At 36.6% G+C, this 18,259-nt stretch carries 20 protein-coding genes and 2 tRNA genes; 10 read left to right on the top strand and 12 right to left on the bottom strand.

Going from position 1 to position 18,259, the window contains the following annotated elements; translation table 11 throughout:
• The first annotated feature begins 168 nt into the window (after positions 1–168).
• Entirely contained in the window at positions 169–639 is a 471-nt protein-coding gene (locus F927_RS02150) for an Lrp/AsnC family transcriptional regulator (RefSeq protein ID WP_005081043.1), read from the top strand.
• A gap of 43 nt (positions 640–682) precedes the next feature.
• On the opposite strand, the gene F927_RS02145 is transcribed toward F927_RS02150, so the two are convergent.
• Positions 683–1,432 carry a YebC/PmpR family DNA-binding transcriptional regulator gene (locus F927_RS02145; protein WP_004638700.1) on the bottom strand — a complete coding sequence of 250 codons (750 nt, stop codon included), beginning with the start codon at positions 1,430–1,432 and terminating at the stop codon, positions 683–685.
• A gap of 138 nt (positions 1,433–1,570) precedes the next feature.
• On the bottom strand, positions 1,571–2,116 hold the full coding sequence (locus tag F927_RS02140) for a 1-acyl-sn-glycerol-3-phosphate acyltransferase (protein ID WP_020846398.1): 546 nt from the start codon (positions 2,114–2,116) through the stop codon (positions 1,571–1,573).
• A 279-nt stretch (positions 2,117–2,395) separates the two neighbouring features.
• On the opposite strand from F927_RS02140, the gene F927_RS02135 reads away from it, so the two are divergent.
• Together F927_RS02135 and F927_RS02130 are read left to right on the top strand one after the other, a co-directional pair.
• Positions 2,396–2,472, top strand: a tRNA-Ile gene (locus tag F927_RS02135).
• A gap of 265 nt (positions 2,473–2,737) precedes the next feature.
• Positions 2,738–3,058, top strand: coding sequence for a hypothetical protein (locus F927_RS02130; protein ID WP_005081038.1), 321 nt, complete (start codon positions 2,738–2,740; stop codon positions 3,056–3,058).
• A gap of 157 nt (positions 3,059–3,215) precedes the next feature.
• Here F927_RS02130 and F927_RS02125 read toward each other — a convergent pair whose 3' ends face one another.
• The 6 genes from F927_RS02125 to F927_RS02100 all read right to left on the bottom strand — a co-directional run bounded on the left by F927_RS02125 (position 3,216) and on the right by F927_RS02100 (position 9,852).
• Positions 3,216–3,509, bottom strand: coding sequence for a hypothetical protein (locus F927_RS02125; protein ID WP_005081037.1), 294 nt, complete (start codon positions 3,507–3,509; stop codon positions 3,216–3,218).
• Positions 3,510–3,816: 307 nt separating this feature from the next.
• Entirely contained in the window at positions 3,817–4,713 is an 897-nt protein-coding gene (locus F927_RS02120) for a DUF4882 domain-containing protein (protein WP_005081034.1), read from the bottom strand.
• A gap of 160 nt (positions 4,714–4,873) precedes the next feature.
• The gene (locus F927_RS02115) at positions 4,874–5,890 is read right to left on the bottom strand and encodes a fimbrial protein (RefSeq protein WP_005081032.1); all 1,017 of its coding nucleotides are present in this window, start codon (positions 5,888–5,890) and stop codon (positions 4,874–4,876) included.
• The gene (locus tag F927_RS02110; protein WP_005081030.1) at positions 5,887–8,439 is read right to left on the bottom strand and encodes a fimbria/pilus outer membrane usher protein; all 2,553 of its coding nucleotides are present in this window, start codon (positions 8,437–8,439) and stop codon (positions 5,887–5,889) included. Before F927_RS02110 ends, F927_RS02115 begins: the two co-directional genes overlap by 4 nt.
• 61 nt (positions 8,440–8,500) lie before the next feature.
• Positions 8,501–9,232, bottom strand: coding sequence for a fimbrial biogenesis chaperone (locus F927_RS02105; RefSeq protein ID WP_004997033.1), 732 nt, complete (start codon positions 9,230–9,232; stop codon positions 8,501–8,503).
• Between the two features lie 86 nt (positions 9,233–9,318).
• Complete coding sequence (locus F927_RS02100) at positions 9,319–9,852, bottom strand: fimbrial protein (RefSeq protein WP_005081028.1); 534 nt, start codon at positions 9,850–9,852, stop codon at positions 9,319–9,321.
• Between the two features lie 464 nt (positions 9,853–10,316).
• Between F927_RS02100 and F927_RS02095 the strand changes: the two genes are divergently transcribed.
• Both F927_RS02095 and F927_RS02090 read left to right on the top strand, forming a co-directional pair.
• Positions 10,317–10,664, top strand: a complete 348-nt coding sequence (locus F927_RS02095; protein ID WP_005081026.1) for a hypothetical protein — start codon at positions 10,317–10,319, stop codon at positions 10,662–10,664.
• A gap of 120 nt (positions 10,665–10,784) precedes the next feature.
• Positions 10,785–10,997 carry a hypothetical protein gene (locus F927_RS02090; protein WP_004638793.1) on the top strand — a complete coding sequence of 71 codons (213 nt, stop codon included), beginning with the start codon at positions 10,785–10,787 and terminating at the stop codon, positions 10,995–10,997.
• Between the two features lie 50 nt (positions 10,998–11,047).
• Here the strand turns inward: F927_RS02090 and bioB are convergent, their stop codons facing one another.
• Positions 11,048–12,037, bottom strand: coding sequence for a biotin synthase BioB (gene bioB / locus F927_RS02085; protein WP_005081024.1), 990 nt, complete (start codon positions 12,035–12,037; stop codon positions 11,048–11,050).
• A 79-nt stretch (positions 12,038–12,116) separates the two neighbouring features.
• The gene (queG, locus tag F927_RS02080) at positions 12,117–13,241 is read right to left on the bottom strand and encodes a tRNA epoxyqueuosine(34) reductase QueG (RefSeq protein WP_005081022.1); all 1,125 of its coding nucleotides are present in this window, start codon (positions 13,239–13,241) and stop codon (positions 12,117–12,119) included.
• Between the two features lie 23 nt (positions 13,242–13,264).
• Between queG and F927_RS02075 the strand changes: the two genes are divergently transcribed.
• On the top strand, positions 13,265–14,773 hold the full coding sequence (locus tag F927_RS02075) for a bifunctional ADP-dependent NAD(P)H-hydrate dehydratase/NAD(P)H-hydrate epimerase (RefSeq protein WP_005081020.1): 1,509 nt from the start codon (positions 13,265–13,267) through the stop codon (positions 14,771–14,773).
• Between the two features lie 6 nt (positions 14,774–14,779).
• Here the strand turns inward: F927_RS02075 and ruvC are convergent, their stop codons facing one another.
• On the bottom strand, positions 14,780–15,325 hold the full coding sequence (ruvC, locus tag F927_RS02070) for a crossover junction endodeoxyribonuclease RuvC (RefSeq protein WP_004638800.1): 546 nt from the start codon (positions 15,323–15,325) through the stop codon (positions 14,780–14,782).
• 299 nt (positions 15,326–15,624) lie between these two features.
• On the opposite strand from ruvC, the gene F927_RS02065 reads away from it, so the two are divergent.
• The 4 genes from F927_RS02065 to F927_RS02050 all read left to right on the top strand — a co-directional run bounded on the left by F927_RS02065 (position 15,625) and on the right by F927_RS02050 (position 16,947).
• Positions 15,625–15,701: transfer RNA gene (locus F927_RS02065), tRNA-Met, on the top strand.
• 191 nt (positions 15,702–15,892) lie between these two features.
• Positions 15,893–16,111, top strand: a complete 219-nt coding sequence (locus tag F927_RS02060) for a hypothetical protein (protein ID WP_004638801.1) — start codon at positions 15,893–15,895, stop codon at positions 16,109–16,111.
• Between the two features lie 110 nt (positions 16,112–16,221).
• Complete coding sequence (locus F927_RS02055) at positions 16,222–16,431, top strand: cold-shock protein (protein ID WP_004638802.1); 210 nt, start codon at positions 16,222–16,224, stop codon at positions 16,429–16,431.
• Positions 16,432–16,734: 303 nt separating this feature from the next.
• Positions 16,735–16,947, top strand: coding sequence for a cold-shock protein (locus F927_RS02050; protein WP_004638805.1), 213 nt, complete (start codon positions 16,735–16,737; stop codon positions 16,945–16,947).
• A 101-nt stretch (positions 16,948–17,048) separates the two neighbouring features.
• On the opposite strand, the gene F927_RS02045 is transcribed toward F927_RS02050, so the two are convergent.
• A complete protein-coding gene (locus F927_RS02045) occupies positions 17,049–18,095 on the bottom strand; it encodes a hypothetical protein (RefSeq protein WP_005081017.1) in 1,047 nt (348 codons plus the stop codon).
• Between the last annotated feature and the right edge of the window lie 164 nt (positions 18,096–18,259).

The following is an 18,259-nucleotide window of genomic DNA, read 5'->3' as shown; positions in this document are numbered from 1 at the left end:
TAATAGGTCAGTATGTGGGAAATAATCTGAAGTTATGACTTTTTATTCAAATATAATTGAATAAAATCTTTAAAAATTGGAAATTATTGTCAAATACACTTTTAAAAAAATGCAAACAGGGAAATAATAGGTGACTAAATTTCATTGCATTGAAAAAGGAATAATAAGATGGAGTTAGATCGTTTCGATAAGCAGATTCTTGAGATCTTAACGCATGAAGATATGAACCTGAATGAGCTATCAGAACGTATTAATCTGTCTGTGAGTTCGGTGCATCGTCGGATCAAAAATTTGATTGAATCTCAGGTGATGGGACAGCTAAAAAGAGAAATTAACTTTAATAAGCTTGGATTCAGTTTACATATCTTATTGCAAGTTTCTTTGAGCAAGCATGATAGTGAGACTTTTGATAAGTTTTTAGAAGAGCTAGAAGATATTCCAGAAGTAACCAATGCTTTTTTGGTCACAGGGCAGAGTGCAGATTTTATCTTAGAACTTGTTGCGCGTAATATGGATGATTACAGTGAAATATTATTACGCCGTATTGGTAAAATCGACAGTGTTGTCGCGCTGCATTCCAGTTTTGTGATCAAAGAATACAACGTCTTTAACTGTTATAAACTTTTAAATAAGCTATAAAAAATGCATCTAAAAAGATGCATTTTTTACTCATATTGATTGCTTATGCATCAAGCTGTTCTAAGACTTCTTCAGAGAATTCAACGTTGGTATAAACGTTTTGAACATCATCAAGATCTTCTAACATATCAATCATTTTCATGATTTGTTTTGCTTGATCAACATCCGTGATTTCAGCCTTAGTTGATGGGCTCATAACGACTTCGGCATTATCAGATTTTAAACCTGCCGCAGCTAGCGCATCTTGAACCTCACCAAAGCTCTCTGGACTGGTAATGACGAGAATGCTGTCTTCATCAACTTCGATATCATCAGCGCCCGCTTCTAAAGCGACTTCCATAATTTTGTCTTCTAATGAGACATCTTCGAAAGAAATTTCACCACGTTTAGTAAACAGATATGCAACTGAACCATTCGTTCCTAAGTTACCATTGGTTTTACTAAAACAGTGTCGAACATCAGGTACAGTACGGTTTAAATTATCAGTCATCGTTTCAACGATAACAGCAACACCACCGACACCATAACCTTCATAGGTTACTTCTTTTAAATCATCATTTTCTTCACCACCAGCGCCGCGTTGGATTGCACGATTGATGGTGTCACGTGTCATATTGACAGAAAGTGCTTTTTCAACAACAGCACGTAAACGAGGGTTACTCGCTGCATCAGGACCGCCTAATCTTGCTGCGGTAACAATCTCGCGGATATATTTAGTAAAGACTTTACCGCGACTGGCATCTTGTTTCGCTTTACGATGCTTAATATTGGCCCATTTAGAATGACCCGCCATGGAAGTAACTCCAAAAAAATAAAACTCAAAAAGTGCGTGAATATTAGCATAGCAAGGGTTTTGTTGAAAACTCTCACCGCTAACATTCAAAATATAAAATTATGATGAAATCACAAAACTTGATCAGCTAAACTTTTTCTAATTAATTTTGACATCAATGTCATATTCAGCATACATCGCTTTAATTTTCTCTAGATCTTGTTGTAGATCAGTAGGCTGGATTTTCCCTAAAATTCCACCTTTTTTGGTCCGTGCATTGGCATACATTAAAATGATTGGGACGTTCGCTGCCTTGGCAATATGCCAAAAACCTGTACGGATTGGCTTACGTTCTTCACCATCTTTTGCTCGAGTGGCCTCAGGTGCGATGACAAGATTAAACTGCTCATTCTGATTAAATAGATCAACCATTTGAGTCACGATATCTTTGCTCGCCTTACGATCAACAGGGATACCCCCTAGACGTTCCAGGACAGGTTTTAATGGCCCTTTAAACAACTCTTTTTTGATCAAAGTATGGATTTTTAATTGCAAAATCTCAAATAGGGCAAGTGATAAGATTGTATCTAGGTTAGATGTATGCTCAAAACCTATAATCACTTGTTTCTTTTCTAAAATGTTAGGATCTACTTCGTATTCCCAACCTGTTGCTTTAAATATAGTTTTTCCTAAAAGTTTTCTCATGGTCACAACCATTACAACTGAATGACAGCAGTGTAATACGAGTTTTGTAGAAAATACATATCCGCAAATTCCAGATTGAATGAAAATTTGGATGTCTTATAAATGATCAAAAAACGTAATATATGCTTTACTCAATACGCAAAGATCAGATAGAATCAGCGCAGTTAATGATTTTACTTACAATTCTGTATGTTTGATAAAATCATCTGCTTGTAATTTAAGTTAAATTTAACTAAAATTCCGCAGAATTTAATCATAATAATATGATTTAAAGTTATAGGGCCTATAGCTCAGTTGGTTAGAGCAGCGGACTCATAATCCGTTGGTCCCGTGTTCAAGTCACGGTGGGCCCACCATATAAAACAACCACTTAGGTGTACTAATCCTAAGTGGTTTTTTAATGCCACCATTTGTTTAATCACTATAGTTTGGTATCTATCAAATTTGATTTGATAATAATTGTGCTATCACAATATTGGTATAAAATTATTATAATTATTAATAACTTATTTTTTATAGTTACGTAGTCGTTTGGTAAGACTGTTGTGCTTCTCAATTCTTCTTGGCTACTTTTTATGATTTAATAAATACATGAACAACAAAACAAAATGAGAGAAAAACATGAAAATAGCATATTTAGGTGGCTTTAAGGATGGAGAGGTTCTTACAGTGCCAATTGATCATGGTGATCCTTTGCAATTAAATTGGCTTATTCAGCATGAAGATATTGAGAAAGCAGAGCAAGATTTGACTGATCATTCACAACGAGATTTTGCGGTTACATTGAAAAAATGTGTAGTGAATTATCATTTGATGATGCTTAAAAAGAGTAAGGAAACTCGGTTTTTTTATGTTGAAGAAGGACTCCCGAGAGAGAAAGTTTCAGAGCAAATGAATCAGCATTGGAATAAATCAGATACTGTAGGTTTTGACTTTGAATGATAGATGTTTGACATAAATCTATTGATATGTAATTTATATCACATTATGTTTTGGTGATGTGTGCCCATTTTATTTAAAACTGTGCTATAAAACTTTATTTTTTGGGTGTTAAATAATTATTTAATAGCACAGTAGTATTGAGTTTTATTTTTCTATATTAATAATAACTAATAATAATTACACTATTATTGTTTTCGGGTCTCCTTTCAATATTAATTTCAATCATATTGTTTTTTTGTGAATTAATTACCAAATCATTTAAATTTGTTGATTCCTTATTTATTTTTTTATTTAAATTGTTGATTAATTCACAATCTTGATGCTGATGTTGCTGAGAACAAGTGTCTTCGACAATTTGTCCAGTTATTTCTATCGTATTGGCTGCATAGCTGGTAGAGGCTATGATTGCTAACGACGCAGACAATATGAATTTATATATTATTTTATTCATATTTATGATCCTTTTATAATGAATTAATTATTTATTAACATATAAATTAATATAAAGGCAATCTTAAATATAAGGTGTTGATTAAAATAATTTTTAAAATGTGAATTGGTTATAATTTTATTTTAATTTTGATAAGTGTTATATTGAATTGGGTTTGTTATCTTAATCACTTATTTCTTTTATAATGTGAATTTGGTTTAAATTTATTTTTTGAGAAGAAAATTAATCTTTCATTTGAATTTAAGCATTGAACAGTGCTTAAAAAAGAAAAAGCCTAATCTCAGGATTAGGCTTTCGTATTTATGCTTTAAATAATATTGCCACAGATATCAGTCGTACCTTGTGGGTAAGTGAACTGTAGAGCATTGCGGTCAGTGATTAGCTCTGATGAGAATTTTTGTTCGTCTTCTGGGTCAAATTCTATTGCCACACCGCTTCGAACATGAAAGCTAATATTCTCCAATATCGCTGGTAGGTTAGATTGATATCCTTTATCTATTCCGTTAAGAATAAAACCGACTTGCTTGCTTTCTTGGTTAATATATATACCTAAGCGTTGATAGCTTATTGGATTATTAGTCATGTTGATGTATTGGAAGTAAGTTGAGGTAGGGCCAGTTCCATCACTAAGTCGAGATGACAAACTATAATTTAAATTTGAAGGGTTTTCCCCAAAATCTGGATCATAAGTTCCTGATTGAAAGCCAAAATTTGAATCCACTGTATAGCCATTTCCTGTTATAGCTCTTAGAGATATGTCAGAGATGTAGGAAGAATTTTCTGAAAGTTTTTTAGGAACTTTAAGCTGCATTTCTAGTGCTATAATACCTGATTTAGGTAAAGTAAAATCGCCATCATTATTCGTACCACTTAATTGTGCTTTAGTGGTTGAGATGTAGCTGATGTACGAAAATTCTTCCTCTGTAAATGGTAATACTGAAAAACTGAATTTTTGACCATCAATAATCGGAAAGATGGTTATTGGCATATATCCAGAATTTTGATTGTTCCAATCATCGTAATCTTGTTGTGTTGCATCAAAGTTATACTGACATGTTTGACTCTGATTTAAACTACGTAAACTTAAGCTAGTTGATGTTGTTGCTGTAGATTGGGATGTAGTACTGCTACTTTGTGAGCTATTTTGATTTTCACCACAGCCAAGCAGGGCTAAGCTAAGCGTCAATATGCCAATTTTTTTCATTGATAGTTCCTATAAGTTAAGTGGTTTAAAATTTTTTTAAAAAAGCTAAAAGTTCATACTTTTGAATGGATTTAATTTTTATCAAGTGAAAATTTCAGAATTTATAGTTTGATTTTTTAAAAAAAAGACCTCTTTTAAAAAAAAGAGGTCTCGTGAAAAATCAATCATATTCAATAGTTACAGTTGCCATTGCTCGAACTTTTCCTGCTGTTACGTTGGCATTTGTTTGATAATATCGCGCTGTAAGTGGTACGTTATATTCAATAGTCTGGTTAGATTTAACTGTACCTAATTCTAATTTGTCACCTAAACCAATCACGCGATTCTGATTATTATAATTCCATAGAAGTTGAACACCTACACCGTTTGCTTTTGTTGCATTTGGTTCGAGATTTCTTAGGACTTGAGTGTTTGTACCTTCGGTTTGATAATCAAAACTCAAACTTATTAGGTTTTTCTCTTCATAACCTGTTGGGTTTTCACCACCGTTACAAAGGATATTTAGATCAAAGCTTTGCTCACCTTGCGTGGATCCAACACCAGTAAAACCTGATTTTGTGACAGTTGGTAGTGTGACAGCTTTGTTAATATTACCTCGCCATTCACAAGAAGAAGATGCAATAGTAATTGCATTTCCATAAACTGTGCTGGTTAAGAAAGGGCGATCACTTCGACTTCCAGCATAATAAGTACTATATTGTCCAGGAACTAATGTTCCAGAGCCTGTATTTTCTGCGGTTTTAATAATTTCAACTACAAAATAACCCTCAGCAAGAATAACACGAGTTCCAGGTACAGGACGTGTATAGGGGTAATAGCCTGAAAAGTTCGTCGCATTAAATGCTTCACGATAAAGTCGAATACCAATTCCAGGAATATTTGTTGAGTAAATACTATTGCCCAGTGAACTTATTGGACGATTCTGTATTAGCCTCGCTACCATCATTTCGTTACTATTACAATTGATGTACATAGTTTGAGAGTTAGGGCGGATTTCAAATAAAGATTTATTTAGAATTTTGCCAACAGGATCACTAGGTCGAACAACGACACGACCTACAGCCATACTAATGTCTATAGTTGTAAATCCTGATGCTGGTGTACAAGCTGCATTTGCCTCACCATACAAACCAAGACCAGCGGTGAGCAAAACACTGTTTAAGAGTAATTTTTTCATTTACAAACCGCCTCAGTCATTATTAAGTTTTGTTGATCTTGTGCAAGCTGAGCTATTACATCATAAGTAATCTCACATTGCTCAGTGCTATCATCACCCCATTTTACATACAGTTGATCTTGTGCTTTTTGGGTACGCAAATACACCATGCTACCTTGAGCAACAATACCAACAGACTCATTATTTTGATCAAATACTTGAGCTGCAAATGGTAGATTTTCACCAGTCGAAGTTTTAGCAGCAATGTAAATTGCATAACCTTTCTTCGTAGAAAAGTCTACTTTCGTAATAGACCCTGCGAATGGGGCAATTCGTTGGCTAGTTTCTTCAAGTTCGACATTTGTAGACATTTCTTGTGGATCTAGTGTGATGTCGTTTAAACGATATGGTGTTACATAAGGAATAACAGCATAGCCATCCTTATTGACACTTAAACCTGTTGTATTATTGACTTTGGCACCTGCTGCATCAGGAGCATAAACCAATACCATGGTTTGACCTTGTTCAGGGCCGAATAAGATACCATCGCGATGCGCAACAATATTTCCTGTTAAACTTACCATCGCTTGTTGATAGGTATCAGCAATACTATAAGATCCACCAACGGTCGTGAAATTGGTGCGATAGCGACCATTTACGTTGAATGTTGGATTGTTATAGTCTTGATGTGACATGGATGAACCATAGCTAAAGCGATCGCCAACAGTACCACTAACACCAACAGTTCTGTTGTTTTGTGATGCATTTGCATTCACATTCATCGAATGTTTCTTAAAGCTCAATGGGAAGGAGAGCGTCATCAAGTATTCAGTGTCACGTGTACGATTATTAGAGCTATAGTCAACTTGTCGTTTGGTTGCAGATAAACCATAAGTTAAACCATGGTAGTTATTACTATAACCAAACTGGTATTGTTTACCGCTTTCATTGCGATTCCAATAATCAACCCATGAACCGACCATGTAGAAGTTACCCCAACCATCAGGAAGACCCTGATTCAAGGTAATTTGAAATTCACTACGTTGTTTACCCACAGCATAGCTGTTGATACCTTTATCTTCCAAATCACGGATTAAAAGTGCATCACGTAATTTGTAATAATTTTCAGTCGAGTATCGATATGCGGCTAAGGTTAAATTGGTACTTGTCGGAGAGATCAGCTTACTATAGCTCAAGCGATAACTTTGACCAGATTGAGACGCTTTTTTCTCAAAGTCAGCTTCAGAATGGGTTACGTCAACTGAAATAGCACCTAGAGGTGTCGCAAAAGCTGTACCTAATAGTGCAGATGCATATCGTTCAGTTGCTTGAAAACCTGTATAACCAGTCAGGTAGTTGTTAATACCGAGTTGGTATTTACCTTGTACAACCCAAGGGTCTAAATCAATATCACGATCTCGGAACTCACCAGCAGTGACCGAGTAGCGACTCATGCCAGGTCTTAGCATTTGAACGACAGAAGCGTAGGGGATTGAAAATGTTTGAATATCACCATTTGATTCAATCACAGAAACTTCGAGTTCACCACCGAAACCCGTTGGGTAGAGATCATTAATTTCAAAGCTACCTGGTGATACAGTCGTTTGGTAAATCAATTGCCCTTGTTGACGTACTTCAACTTTAGCATTTGTTTTTGCATTGCCACGAATACGAGGTGCATAACCCAGCATACTATTTGGCAGCATCCGGTCATCACTAGAAAAATCAATACCACGGTATCCAAATGAATCGAAAACTTCACCATTGGTAAAACTATCACCTAATGTAAGTACACCACGATATTGAGGAAATGCACGTTGCAAATAGGTACTTGTAGATTGATAGTTTGATTTACTTTCATTCTCGTTAGGCTGATCTTTCCACTGCCATTGACCATTGTGACGTAATTGCCAGCCAGCAAGATTCGCTCCAGCTGTTAATGCCATAAATGCATTAGTGGTTTCTTTATTGTCATTGCTTCTATTAAATGTTTTATATGCACTACCGCTATAAGATAAAAAGCCAGCATTTACACCACGATCCCAAACACTTGGATCGACATAGCCTTGAGCATTTTTTTGTATCGCAACCTGAGGAATAGAAATATCTACACGCAACTTAGACGTATCAAAATCATAGTATGCATCTTCAATCCATTCATCTATTTTTAGGCAGCTATTTTGTGAAATAGCAGACTGATGGATCGCTAAAGCATCTTGCTTAACACCGTACTCGAGCAAAGTATTAGAGTTGAAGCAGGTAACGGCATTTTGTTTAGGATCGACAGCTTTAAATTGCATACGGCGTTTGCCGAACCATTTACCATTAATATATACGTCTACATTATATTCACCTGGTAATACAGGGTTACCGTACTTAAAGCGTGAAATATCGATCTTTTGCGCATCACCAATCAAAAACGAAGAGTCGAACTCGGCTTCCATCACATTATTGTTTTTGAGTTCGTCTGCATACACCATCACTGGCACAGTCATGCTGATTATGCCAGAGGTTAGGTAAAAACAAATATGACGCTTTAATAATCTATATGGTGCGTGCTTTTTTGACATAATAAGAATCGCCTATATTGTATAGGTACTTAAAATTATTGGTTATCTGGATGAAAAATGATTATTGAAACTTAATTGGTTTCTCGACACGTCCGCCATAATCATTCACATTGATAAAGCTCATTTTTTCAGTATTGGAGATTTTTAATTGAACACGATCTTCAGAAAATGGCTTTAACATTAAACCTTTGGGTAATAAATCAACTTTTTTATCACCATTGACTTGATAGATTGAAGTCATCGTAATGTGAAAAGGTGTTGGGTTTTTGATGACCACACTTTGACCTGCTTTTTGCCATTGCAGCTTATCGGCTGCTAAATTAGCATCTTCTTTAATACTCGCAGGGCGGTAGAAGAATTTAATTCTTGAACGAATTGCAAGTTGTAAAAAATTATCTGGTACTGATTCAGCACCTTTACCTGTTGGTCGAGGTGGAATATCCAATACGTTTAACCAAAGTACAGATTCTTGCTGTTGATTTAGCTGTGATGCACTTGGTAAAGCTGTAATCCGGAGAGTTTGGCTTTTTGTTGCTTCAACACGCGAAATCGGAGGCGTGATCATAAAAGGAACTTTTGATTGATCAGGTGTACTTTTTGGATCTCCTTCATCAATCCATGCTTGGACTAATGCAGGTTTAGAGCCATTATTACTGAGCTGTAAAGTGACTTCACGTGCATCGGAAGGATAAATAACGCGCGTGCCGTGAATGACAATCTCTGCATGAGTAGCAGTTGCTAACATTGAACAGAGTGCAAAACCAGACAAGAATTTACTACCGTTAAATGACATGTGAAACATTCTCAGAAAAAGGCGAAAGTGATGAAATACAGAGGAGTTTCTATGTTCGAAAACATAGAAACTCAGTTATCAATAGATTATTGATAAATAATTGTGTATTGAACTGAAGTTGTTACTTCACCAGCAGTTGAAGCGCCAGTTGCATAGTATTCAGCATAGTAGTTAAGATCAGCGCTACCGCCTTCTACAACGTCAACCCACTGAGAGTTAGCTTGAGCACCAGTAGCGCCAGCAGCTAATACAGGGATTACTTGGTTGTTGTCACCAAGTAATTGAACGTCAACGTTTTGAGCACCAGCAGCAGCTTGGTTGATTAAACGACCAGTATTGAAATCAACAGTTGCACCTGGTTCGAAGTAAGTTGCAACTTTACCAGCTGAACAGTCTTCCAAGTTGATTTGGAATGGAGTACGACCTGCTACATCACCAGCATTTGCTAGAGTTTGTCTAGAAACAGTAGGAAGAGTAACTGTGAAGTCTTTACCTGCTGGAGTAACGATGTTACAAGTTTTGTCAGTTACTAAACCATTGATTGTAATTGTTCCGTCAGCAGCTTGTACATTTGCAATACCAACAACTGAAAGAGCAGCGATCAAAGCAAGTTTTTTCATAATAATTTCTCAAATACATCAGCTAAAAGTTTGAATTATATTACCTCTTCAGTTAAATTTTTGCGCTGAACAAGTAATGTGCGAAATATACCATTAATTAAACAAAATGCAAACTGTGTAACAAAATGCTTAATTTTTGTTTAAATTTTCCTGCGATCAAATTTAACTGTTTGTTTCATTTTATTTTTTGGTCAAAAAATCTTCAATATACGGGTTGAGAAATATAAAATTTGGTAAAAATTACAAAAAATTTATTAGCAATAATTGATTGTTTATTTTTTGTTCAAAATTGGCGGAATTTTATATGAATTTTTTATGACAAATGATTAGGTATTCTTAAAATTAAAATTTTGGGTCATCAAAATGGTTAACAAAAAGCTCAAACTTTTTTTAAGAATTTTTTAAGATTGTGGGACTAATTTTTAAGCATGAATTGATGAAAAAAACACCGCAAGGAGATATCCATGAACATGCTTTATACCCACAAACCAGACTATTATTTCTTCGCACACAAGTTTGTTCTGTTTTTGCAGGATTATTTAAAGTCTCATCCGACAGAACACCAAACCAGTTTTAATTTACAAACGATCTATGATTTGTTTGGACATGACCGTGCTTCGAGTACGACTAATCTTGAAGGTATCCTAAACATTGTGGATGAATACGTACTTGAAACCGATCAAGGGAAGCAGGCATTGATTAGTGCTTATCATGTTCATCTAGATAGCCATATTTTGACTTTGCAATTCAACCCTAAAGCAATGCAAAGTCTAATAACAGGTATTCAAATTGAACGACCGCTTGCAGCTTAATGTTAGGTGTCTAAATTAAAGCTGAATACTTATATGGTTTAGTCAATTGTTTTAGCTTGAGCTGAATTTATCTAGGCTATTGGTTATGATGTTATTTCATCTTGTGATCAGAATAGCGCTATGGATAAGAATTTTGACTCTGAAACCTATACTGTAGATAAAAATTTGACTGATACTCTGATGTGGCTAATGCATCATCAGGAGGTATTTGATTCATTCCATTTTGATGTGCACTCACAGGAGTTATCCGTTACCCATGCTGCTGGTGTGGATATCATCCGAGAAGGAATGTTCTTAAATGCGAAATATGGCATCTTAGTGACATCAGTATAATTTCAAAACGAGAAAGAAAAAGCCTTGTCAGTTGACAAGGCTTTTGGCGTTTATGCACTCATTGCATCTATTGAGAGCTCTGCAACAGTTGGTTTTGGCTTTTCAGCAGTCAAACCTAATTTGGCAAATAACACTTGATCTTTACCTTCGCCAGCATTTGGCGTTGTAAGAAGTTTCTCACCAGAGAACAACGAGTTAGCTCCAGCCATAAATGCCAATGCTTGATCCGAATCACTAAGTGATTCACGTCCTGCTGATAGGCGAATATAGCTGTGTGGCATAATGATACGAGCAACTGCGATAGTACGGATCCATTCCGTTACATCTAGTTTTTCGACATCAGCAAGTGGTGTTCCTTCGATTGGCACAAGCATATTAATCGGCACAGACTCAGGATGCACAGGCATGGTAGCGAGTTCATGCAATAAACCGATACGGTCATTACGACTTTCACCTAAGCCAACAATACCGCCACTACACACTTTCATGCCAGCTTGACGGACATGATCTAATGTATTTAAACGGTCATCAAAAGTGCGCGTACTGATAATATGTGAGTAGTATTCACGTGATGTATCAAGATTATGATTGTAATAATCCAAGCCCGCATCTTTTAAACGTTCAGCTTGAGATTGATTTAACATGCCGAGAGTCATACAGGTTTCTAGACCTAAGGCTTTTACCTCACGTACCATTTCTAGGACGTATGGCATATCACGCTCGTGAGGGTTACGCCAAGCTGCACCCATACAGAAACGAGATGACCCAGAGTCTTTGGCTGCCTGTGCTTCACGAATTACCTTGTCAACTGCAATACGCTTTTCTGCTTCTAGTTTTGAGTCATAGCGTGCTGACTGGGAGCAATACTTGCAGTCTTCAGGACATTTACCCGTTTTGATTGAAAGAAGTGTGCTGACTTGAATCGTATTCGCTTGGAAATGTTGGCGATGAACGCGTTGTGCTTCAAAAACTAAGTCTAAAAAAGGTTGATCATATAAAGCTTGGATTTCATCACGAGTCCAGTCATTACGTAGGGTCATTGTTATATCCATGATGATTGATTACAAAGATTGAGATTAATCATACAGAAATCGTGCCAAAGCCATAGGGCAAAAAACATCATTTTTCTATTTGATGAACAGTAGATTGCTGCAATTGTTTTTGAATTGCCCAATCAATATGTACATTTACAATCTCATCGTGCCAAGATTTTGCTTCTTGCAATTTGGCTATGATTTCATCTGAGTATGGCGCATTTCCGAGTCCGATTGCAATATTGCGTTTAAAGGATTGATAGCCTGTACGCCTGATTGGACTACCTTCTGTATTTGCTAGGAAAGTTGCCTCATCCCACCGCCAAATATCGAGTAAGCTGATATTATCTAAGCTGTGTCTAGGGTCAAAATCTGGAATTGTTGCCGTCTTCGCAAAGCCATTCCATGGACATATCAACTGACAATCATCGCAACCGAAAATTCGGTTTCCAATACCAGCACGATATTCTTCTGGAATAATACCTTTATATTCAATGGTTAAATATGCGATACATTTTCTGGCATCTAACATGTAGGGTTCAACAATCGCTTGAGTTGGACATATATCAATACAAGCCGTACAAGAGCCACAATGTGCCGTTGCGGGCTGATCAAAGGGAAGATCTAACGATGTGAATAGCTCGCCTAAAACGAAAAATGAGCCTGATTTTTTATGGATGAGTAAAGTATGTTTTCCAGTCCACCCCATACCTGCACTTTCTGCCAGTGATTTTTCGAAAATTGGAGCTGAATCAGCAAAAGGACGTGACTCAAAATCGCCCACTTTTTCTTTAATTCGATTGGCTAAGGTTTTGAGTCGTCCACGTATCACTTTGTGATAATCACGACCTCGTGCATAGCGTGCGATAATGGCTGAATTTGGTTCAAATGGTACATAACGGGGCTTAGGGGGTGCTACAAGATAGTTCATTCGCACACAGATAATGCTTTTTGTACCTGGAACAAGCAATGTTGGATCTGCGCGCTTTTCTAAGTTCTCTTCCAAATAGTACATATCTGCATGATAGCCACGCTCCAAATATTCTTTAAAACGTGGTATTTGATCTTGAGCATCTGGTTTGGCAATGACACAATCAGAAAAGCCTAAGTCCAAAGCTTGTGCCTTTATCCAGCTTTTAAGCGCGTGGGGATCAAGCTGTTGAATCTCAATCTTTTGAGAAGCGTTTTTGGAAGAGTGAGTAGAGGCCATAAACCGATAATAAGAGGAAAACCATGCAACGTTTAGTTTACCATAGCCCAGTTTATGATAGTCAAAGTATACAAGCATGGGAGCAACGCTGGTTTGCTCAAAAAAACGCTTCACTGGGGTTGATGCAACAAGCGGCTTGGTCAATAGCACAAGAATTAAATAAACAATTTCTAGTTCAAAAAATTAAACATATCGCAATTTGGTGTGGACAAGGTAATAACGCTGGTGATGGTTATTATATTGCTGCTTTTTTAAAGCAGCAGGGTTTTAAAGTGACTGTGTTTGCAACAGAGCTAGGACATTCTATTGATTTACAACAGGCATTTAATTATGCACAAAGCCAGCAAGTTGATATTCAAACGATTGACTATTTGCTGTCTGAACATGAAATAGGGCAAGAATTGCCAATATTTGACTGTCATATAGATGCATTATTTGGGATCGGGTTAAACCGAATGCTTGATCAAAAATGGCAAAACATCATTCAACTCTACAATCTGCAAATAGGCTTAAAAATATCGATTGATATCCCAAGTGGATTACATGCCAATACAGGACAAGCTTTACCTTGTGCTATTCGAGCAGATCAGACTTTTACGCTATTGGGATACAAAGCTGGCTTGTTTACTGGGCAAGGCAAAGAGTATGTTGGGCAATTACATTTAGCCAGCTTGATTCCAGTTGATAGTGAATTACAGTCGATTGCCTATTTGTCACCTAAAAAAGTCGTGCTGCCGAAACGTCAAGCCTTTGGACACAAAGGCAGCTATGGACATGTTCTCGTCATCGGTGGTCATGCTGATATGGGGGGAGCGGTGATCATGTCTGCTGAAGCTGCTTTTCATGCGGGGGCTGGAAAGGTAAGCGTTATTTGTCATGCTAAACACCATCAAGCGATTTTGGCGCGCTCTCCAAACATCATGGTGCGAGATATAAATGCCTTAGAACAAAAAGAGATTGAGCAATTACTAAAGCAAATCGATGCAGTCTGTTTTGGTATGGGTTTAGGACGTGATGAATGGGCTGAATTAATATATTTAAAATGGTTTGAATGCCTAAATCGGCATTCGCATTTACAAGTCGCACTTGATGCCGATGGACTCTGGTTTTTGGCCAAACATCCACAACAATTAAATGCTCATGTTTATGCAACTCCACATTCAGGCGAGGCTGCAACTTTATTGGGTTGCACTGCAACAGAGATTGAGCAAGATCGTATAGCTGCAATTTATCAGTTACGACAAAAATACTCAGGGCAATGGGTGCTGAAAGGCGCAGGGAGTCTAATTTTAGAGAATGAGTTATTTATCTGTACACAGGGTAATGCAGGTATGGGTACAGGAGGTATGGGAGATGTATTGGCAGGCATGATTGCCAGTTTAAAAGCACAATTTGATGAGCAAGTCGCATTACATGAAATTGTCAGTTTACATGCACAGGCAGGGGATTTACTCGCTGAAAAGGGTGTGAGAGGTTTGCAAGCACATGAAATGGGGAAAATGATTTATCATGTGGTGAATCAAGCCTTGTAAATTAACCTAACGCCGTCTAGTACTTGAGCGACTCCGACCACGTGCCATACCACCTAGTGCATTTAAAACGGCCAGTTTAGTCATACTTCCTGAGGCGTGAGCATGACAAATGGCTGCAGCCAGTGCATCCGCAGCATCGGCTTGTGGCTTAATGGTTAAGTTCAATAAGCGCATCACCATCATTTGTACTTGTTCTTTATCAGCAGCCCCATAACCTACAACAGACTGTTTAATCTGGCGTGCAGTATACTCAGCCACTTGTAGATCTAAATTTACTAAAGCTGCAATCGCTGCGCCACGTGCTTGACCAAGCTTTAACGCAGAATCTGGATTTTGCGCCATAAAGACTTGTTCTACAGCAGCCTCTGTAGGGCCATGAAATTTAACAATTCGCTCCACACCTGCAAAAATACGTTTTAAACGCTCAGGCATTTCTTGAGTTTCTGTTCGAATAGTTCCTGCATCTACAAAGCGGAGTTTATTACCGTCTTTTTCGATAATGCCATAACCTGTTAAGCGGGAACCAGGATCGATACCAATAATCAGTGACATGAAGCGCTATTAAAGTATAAGTGTGTTGCTATTGTTACATAGCCATTGTAGGACGGCACTCTTTTTTTGTAGAGTTTAGAATCGAAAAGAGAATAATTGATCAAAGATTCAATGCAATAGTTTTATTTTTGCTGATATCTCGATTAAAGCACTAATAAAAATATTCTTCAAAAAATGCTCGACAATGTAAAAAAATCCCATATTCGTATTATTTTTAAACAATATTTTTAATATTTTACGAATTTTATAGAAAATGTTTGCATTAAATTTGATATGGGCGTATAAAGCTAACTCGCTGATGCGGGGTGGAGCAGTCTGGTAGCTCGTCGGGCTCATAACCCGAAGGTCGTTGGTTCAAATCCAACCCCCGCATCCAAATTAATTTTGCTCTGTGATGTATTGAAAGTAGTTGTTTGAACCATACGTCAAACACATGCTACCTTAGCTTAAATAAACCTAAATATAGCTAAAATTATTAGATTCTAGAAATGTAGTATTCCTCTCTCATCTGTCTAGCATTGTAGTAAATTAAATCGATCACCTGAGCTCAGTAATGAGTATAGTGAATTGAAAATTATTAATGAGTGGCGTATAGCCAAAGCCAGTAATGGCAATGAAATTTGTGTGAAAATCATCCCTTTGAAGCGTCAGCAAAATACGTTGAATGGTTCAAAATGGGTAGAAGTAGGTAAGAAAGTACTGTTGCAGTCTGGTCAAGAAGTTGACTTTAACTTGGATGGTAAAAGCTTTTATGCTTCGGTTAATCAGTTATATCGATTGACTTAGATGGTTTTTGTACTTGAAGTATCTATTTAATAAAGATAGATTGAGTTAAATCTAAATATCAAATCTAGATTTAACTCATAAATGAACAAAGTTTAAAAGGTTTAAAAAGTATGTCTGATACAGTTACTGGCACTGTGAAGTGGTTCAACGAAACTAAAGGTTTTGGTTTTATTCAAGCTGATTCAGGGCAAGACGTTTTTGCTCACTTCAGCGAAATCCAAAGCAATGGTTTTAAAGTTTTACATGAAGGACAACGTGTTTCGTTCGTTCTTGGCCAAGGTAAGAAAGGACCACAAGCGACTAGTATCTCTGTTATCTAATAGAAAATACTTTTAGCGAAAAAAGCCTGCATTTCGATGTAGGCTTTTTTGTTTTATTTTCTTACGATTTTTCGATAATAAACCTCAGAATAGACCATCATCTTAGACTAGATAGATATTGCGCAAAAAAAGTAAAGTCGTGTATAGTAAATATTAACTAGAAGAATAAGACTGCTGATTCAAAAAATCTTTTCATTTCGTAGTTTAGTCAAACCTTTCGTTTTATCAGATTTCTTCTCAGAGTTTATGATTCCAAGTTGCTTGCTGCTAAGCACCCTCCATTTTTAAAAATAGGTTAAAGATATGTCTAATACTGTTACTGGTACAGTGAAGTGGTTCAACGAAACTAAAGGTTTTGGCTTTATTCATGCAGACTCTGGACAAGATGTTTTTGCACATTTCAGTGAAATTCAAAGTACTGGCTTTAAAGTTTTACATGAAGGTCAAAGAGTTACTTTTACGATCACTGATGGTAAGAAAGGACCACAAGCAACAGGTATTACTGTTGTGCCTTAAAACACAGCAATAGCTTTAAAGAAGCCCGCGATTTGTGGGCTTCTTTGTGTTGATTATGCGAAAAATGATCGCAAGTGATGAGCTGGTTGTATTTAGCTTGATTACCAGCCACTGGCAACAGGTTTTTGGACAGGGTGGATTGGATAGGTAATTGTGACTAATTTAATATTACTACGGTCATAAAAAGTACTCCCTTGTATAAATAAGCAACTATTTACTGCTTTGGAGTTTAAGACGGCATTTATTTGAATCTTCTCAACTTTATATGAGGCATTGTGTTGAGAAGTATGAATGTTTTGATAATCTTGAGTTGTTCTATTCCATGGGATGTCAAAAAGTTTCTTCATACCACCACTGGCTGTTTTTCCTAACAAGTGATTTTCAACTGAGACTTTCAAAGGGTGTTGTATTTCACATTGTCTTTTTTCTTGAAAAGTTGGGCCATTACCGATGGCATACTTTCCACACATACAATTAATAGCCGCATTAGGATTTAAGTTGATAATAAAATCATCAATTTGAATAGATCCTTCAGTAAAACGTTTTGTTTTTTCAGTGATAGTGGGTTTTCCCATTGCGACAACACGATAAGCTACGAAGAGATCATTAGCGTTAATTTTTTTAGAGCTTAGTTTGTGACTATTGAGGGAGATATTGCTATTACCAAATTTTTTTAGGAGCGCAGATTCTACTTCTGCAGCGTAGCTGCTATCTGTTTTTATTGATATATTGCCGACACTGATTGCTTCATAGAGTACCTGAGTGTTCGCGGAAAGATCTAGCTCAGTTAAGTTTTTGACTGTAACGATTTTAATATCTTCTAATAAAACGCTTGTATGGTTTTGAGCTATAGGTGATAAATTTAAGATCTTATAAAAATTACTTATTATTTCTACACCGAATTGAGTCTTGGAATCAATTATTGTGTACGACTTGGTGGATATCAGGTTTTCTGGATTGGCTGCTTCACCTGTTGGACCAAAACCTTGTTGCCACTGTGCTCCAACGTTTACATCTTCTCTAGGGATATCCATAATTTTAAATCCCTTAAATTTTTCGAAGTTGCTCGCATTGTTTTCTATTTTCGGCAAAAGTGTGCAGCTAGACACAGCCAGCATTAAAGGTAAAATAATAATAGTTTTATTCATACACTTAACTTCTTTAACTGGCCTTTGCTATGTATTTATAGTGCACTGAATGTTAAGCTTTTTTCAAGTGACATAATTTATTTTTCGGACGAGTAGATTTGGGGTGTAGTGGATGATTGAGACAAATATTGTCACAAATGAATTAAATTTTTAAGAAAATACAT

This window comes from Acinetobacter haemolyticus CIP 64.3 = MTCC 9819 (assembly GCF_000369065.1).
Classification (GTDB): Bacteria; Pseudomonadota; Gammaproteobacteria; order Pseudomonadales; family Moraxellaceae; genus Acinetobacter; species Acinetobacter haemolyticus.
The sequence above is the reverse complement of the archived record's forward strand: the minus strand, read 5'-3'. Positions and strand labels throughout refer to the sequence as shown.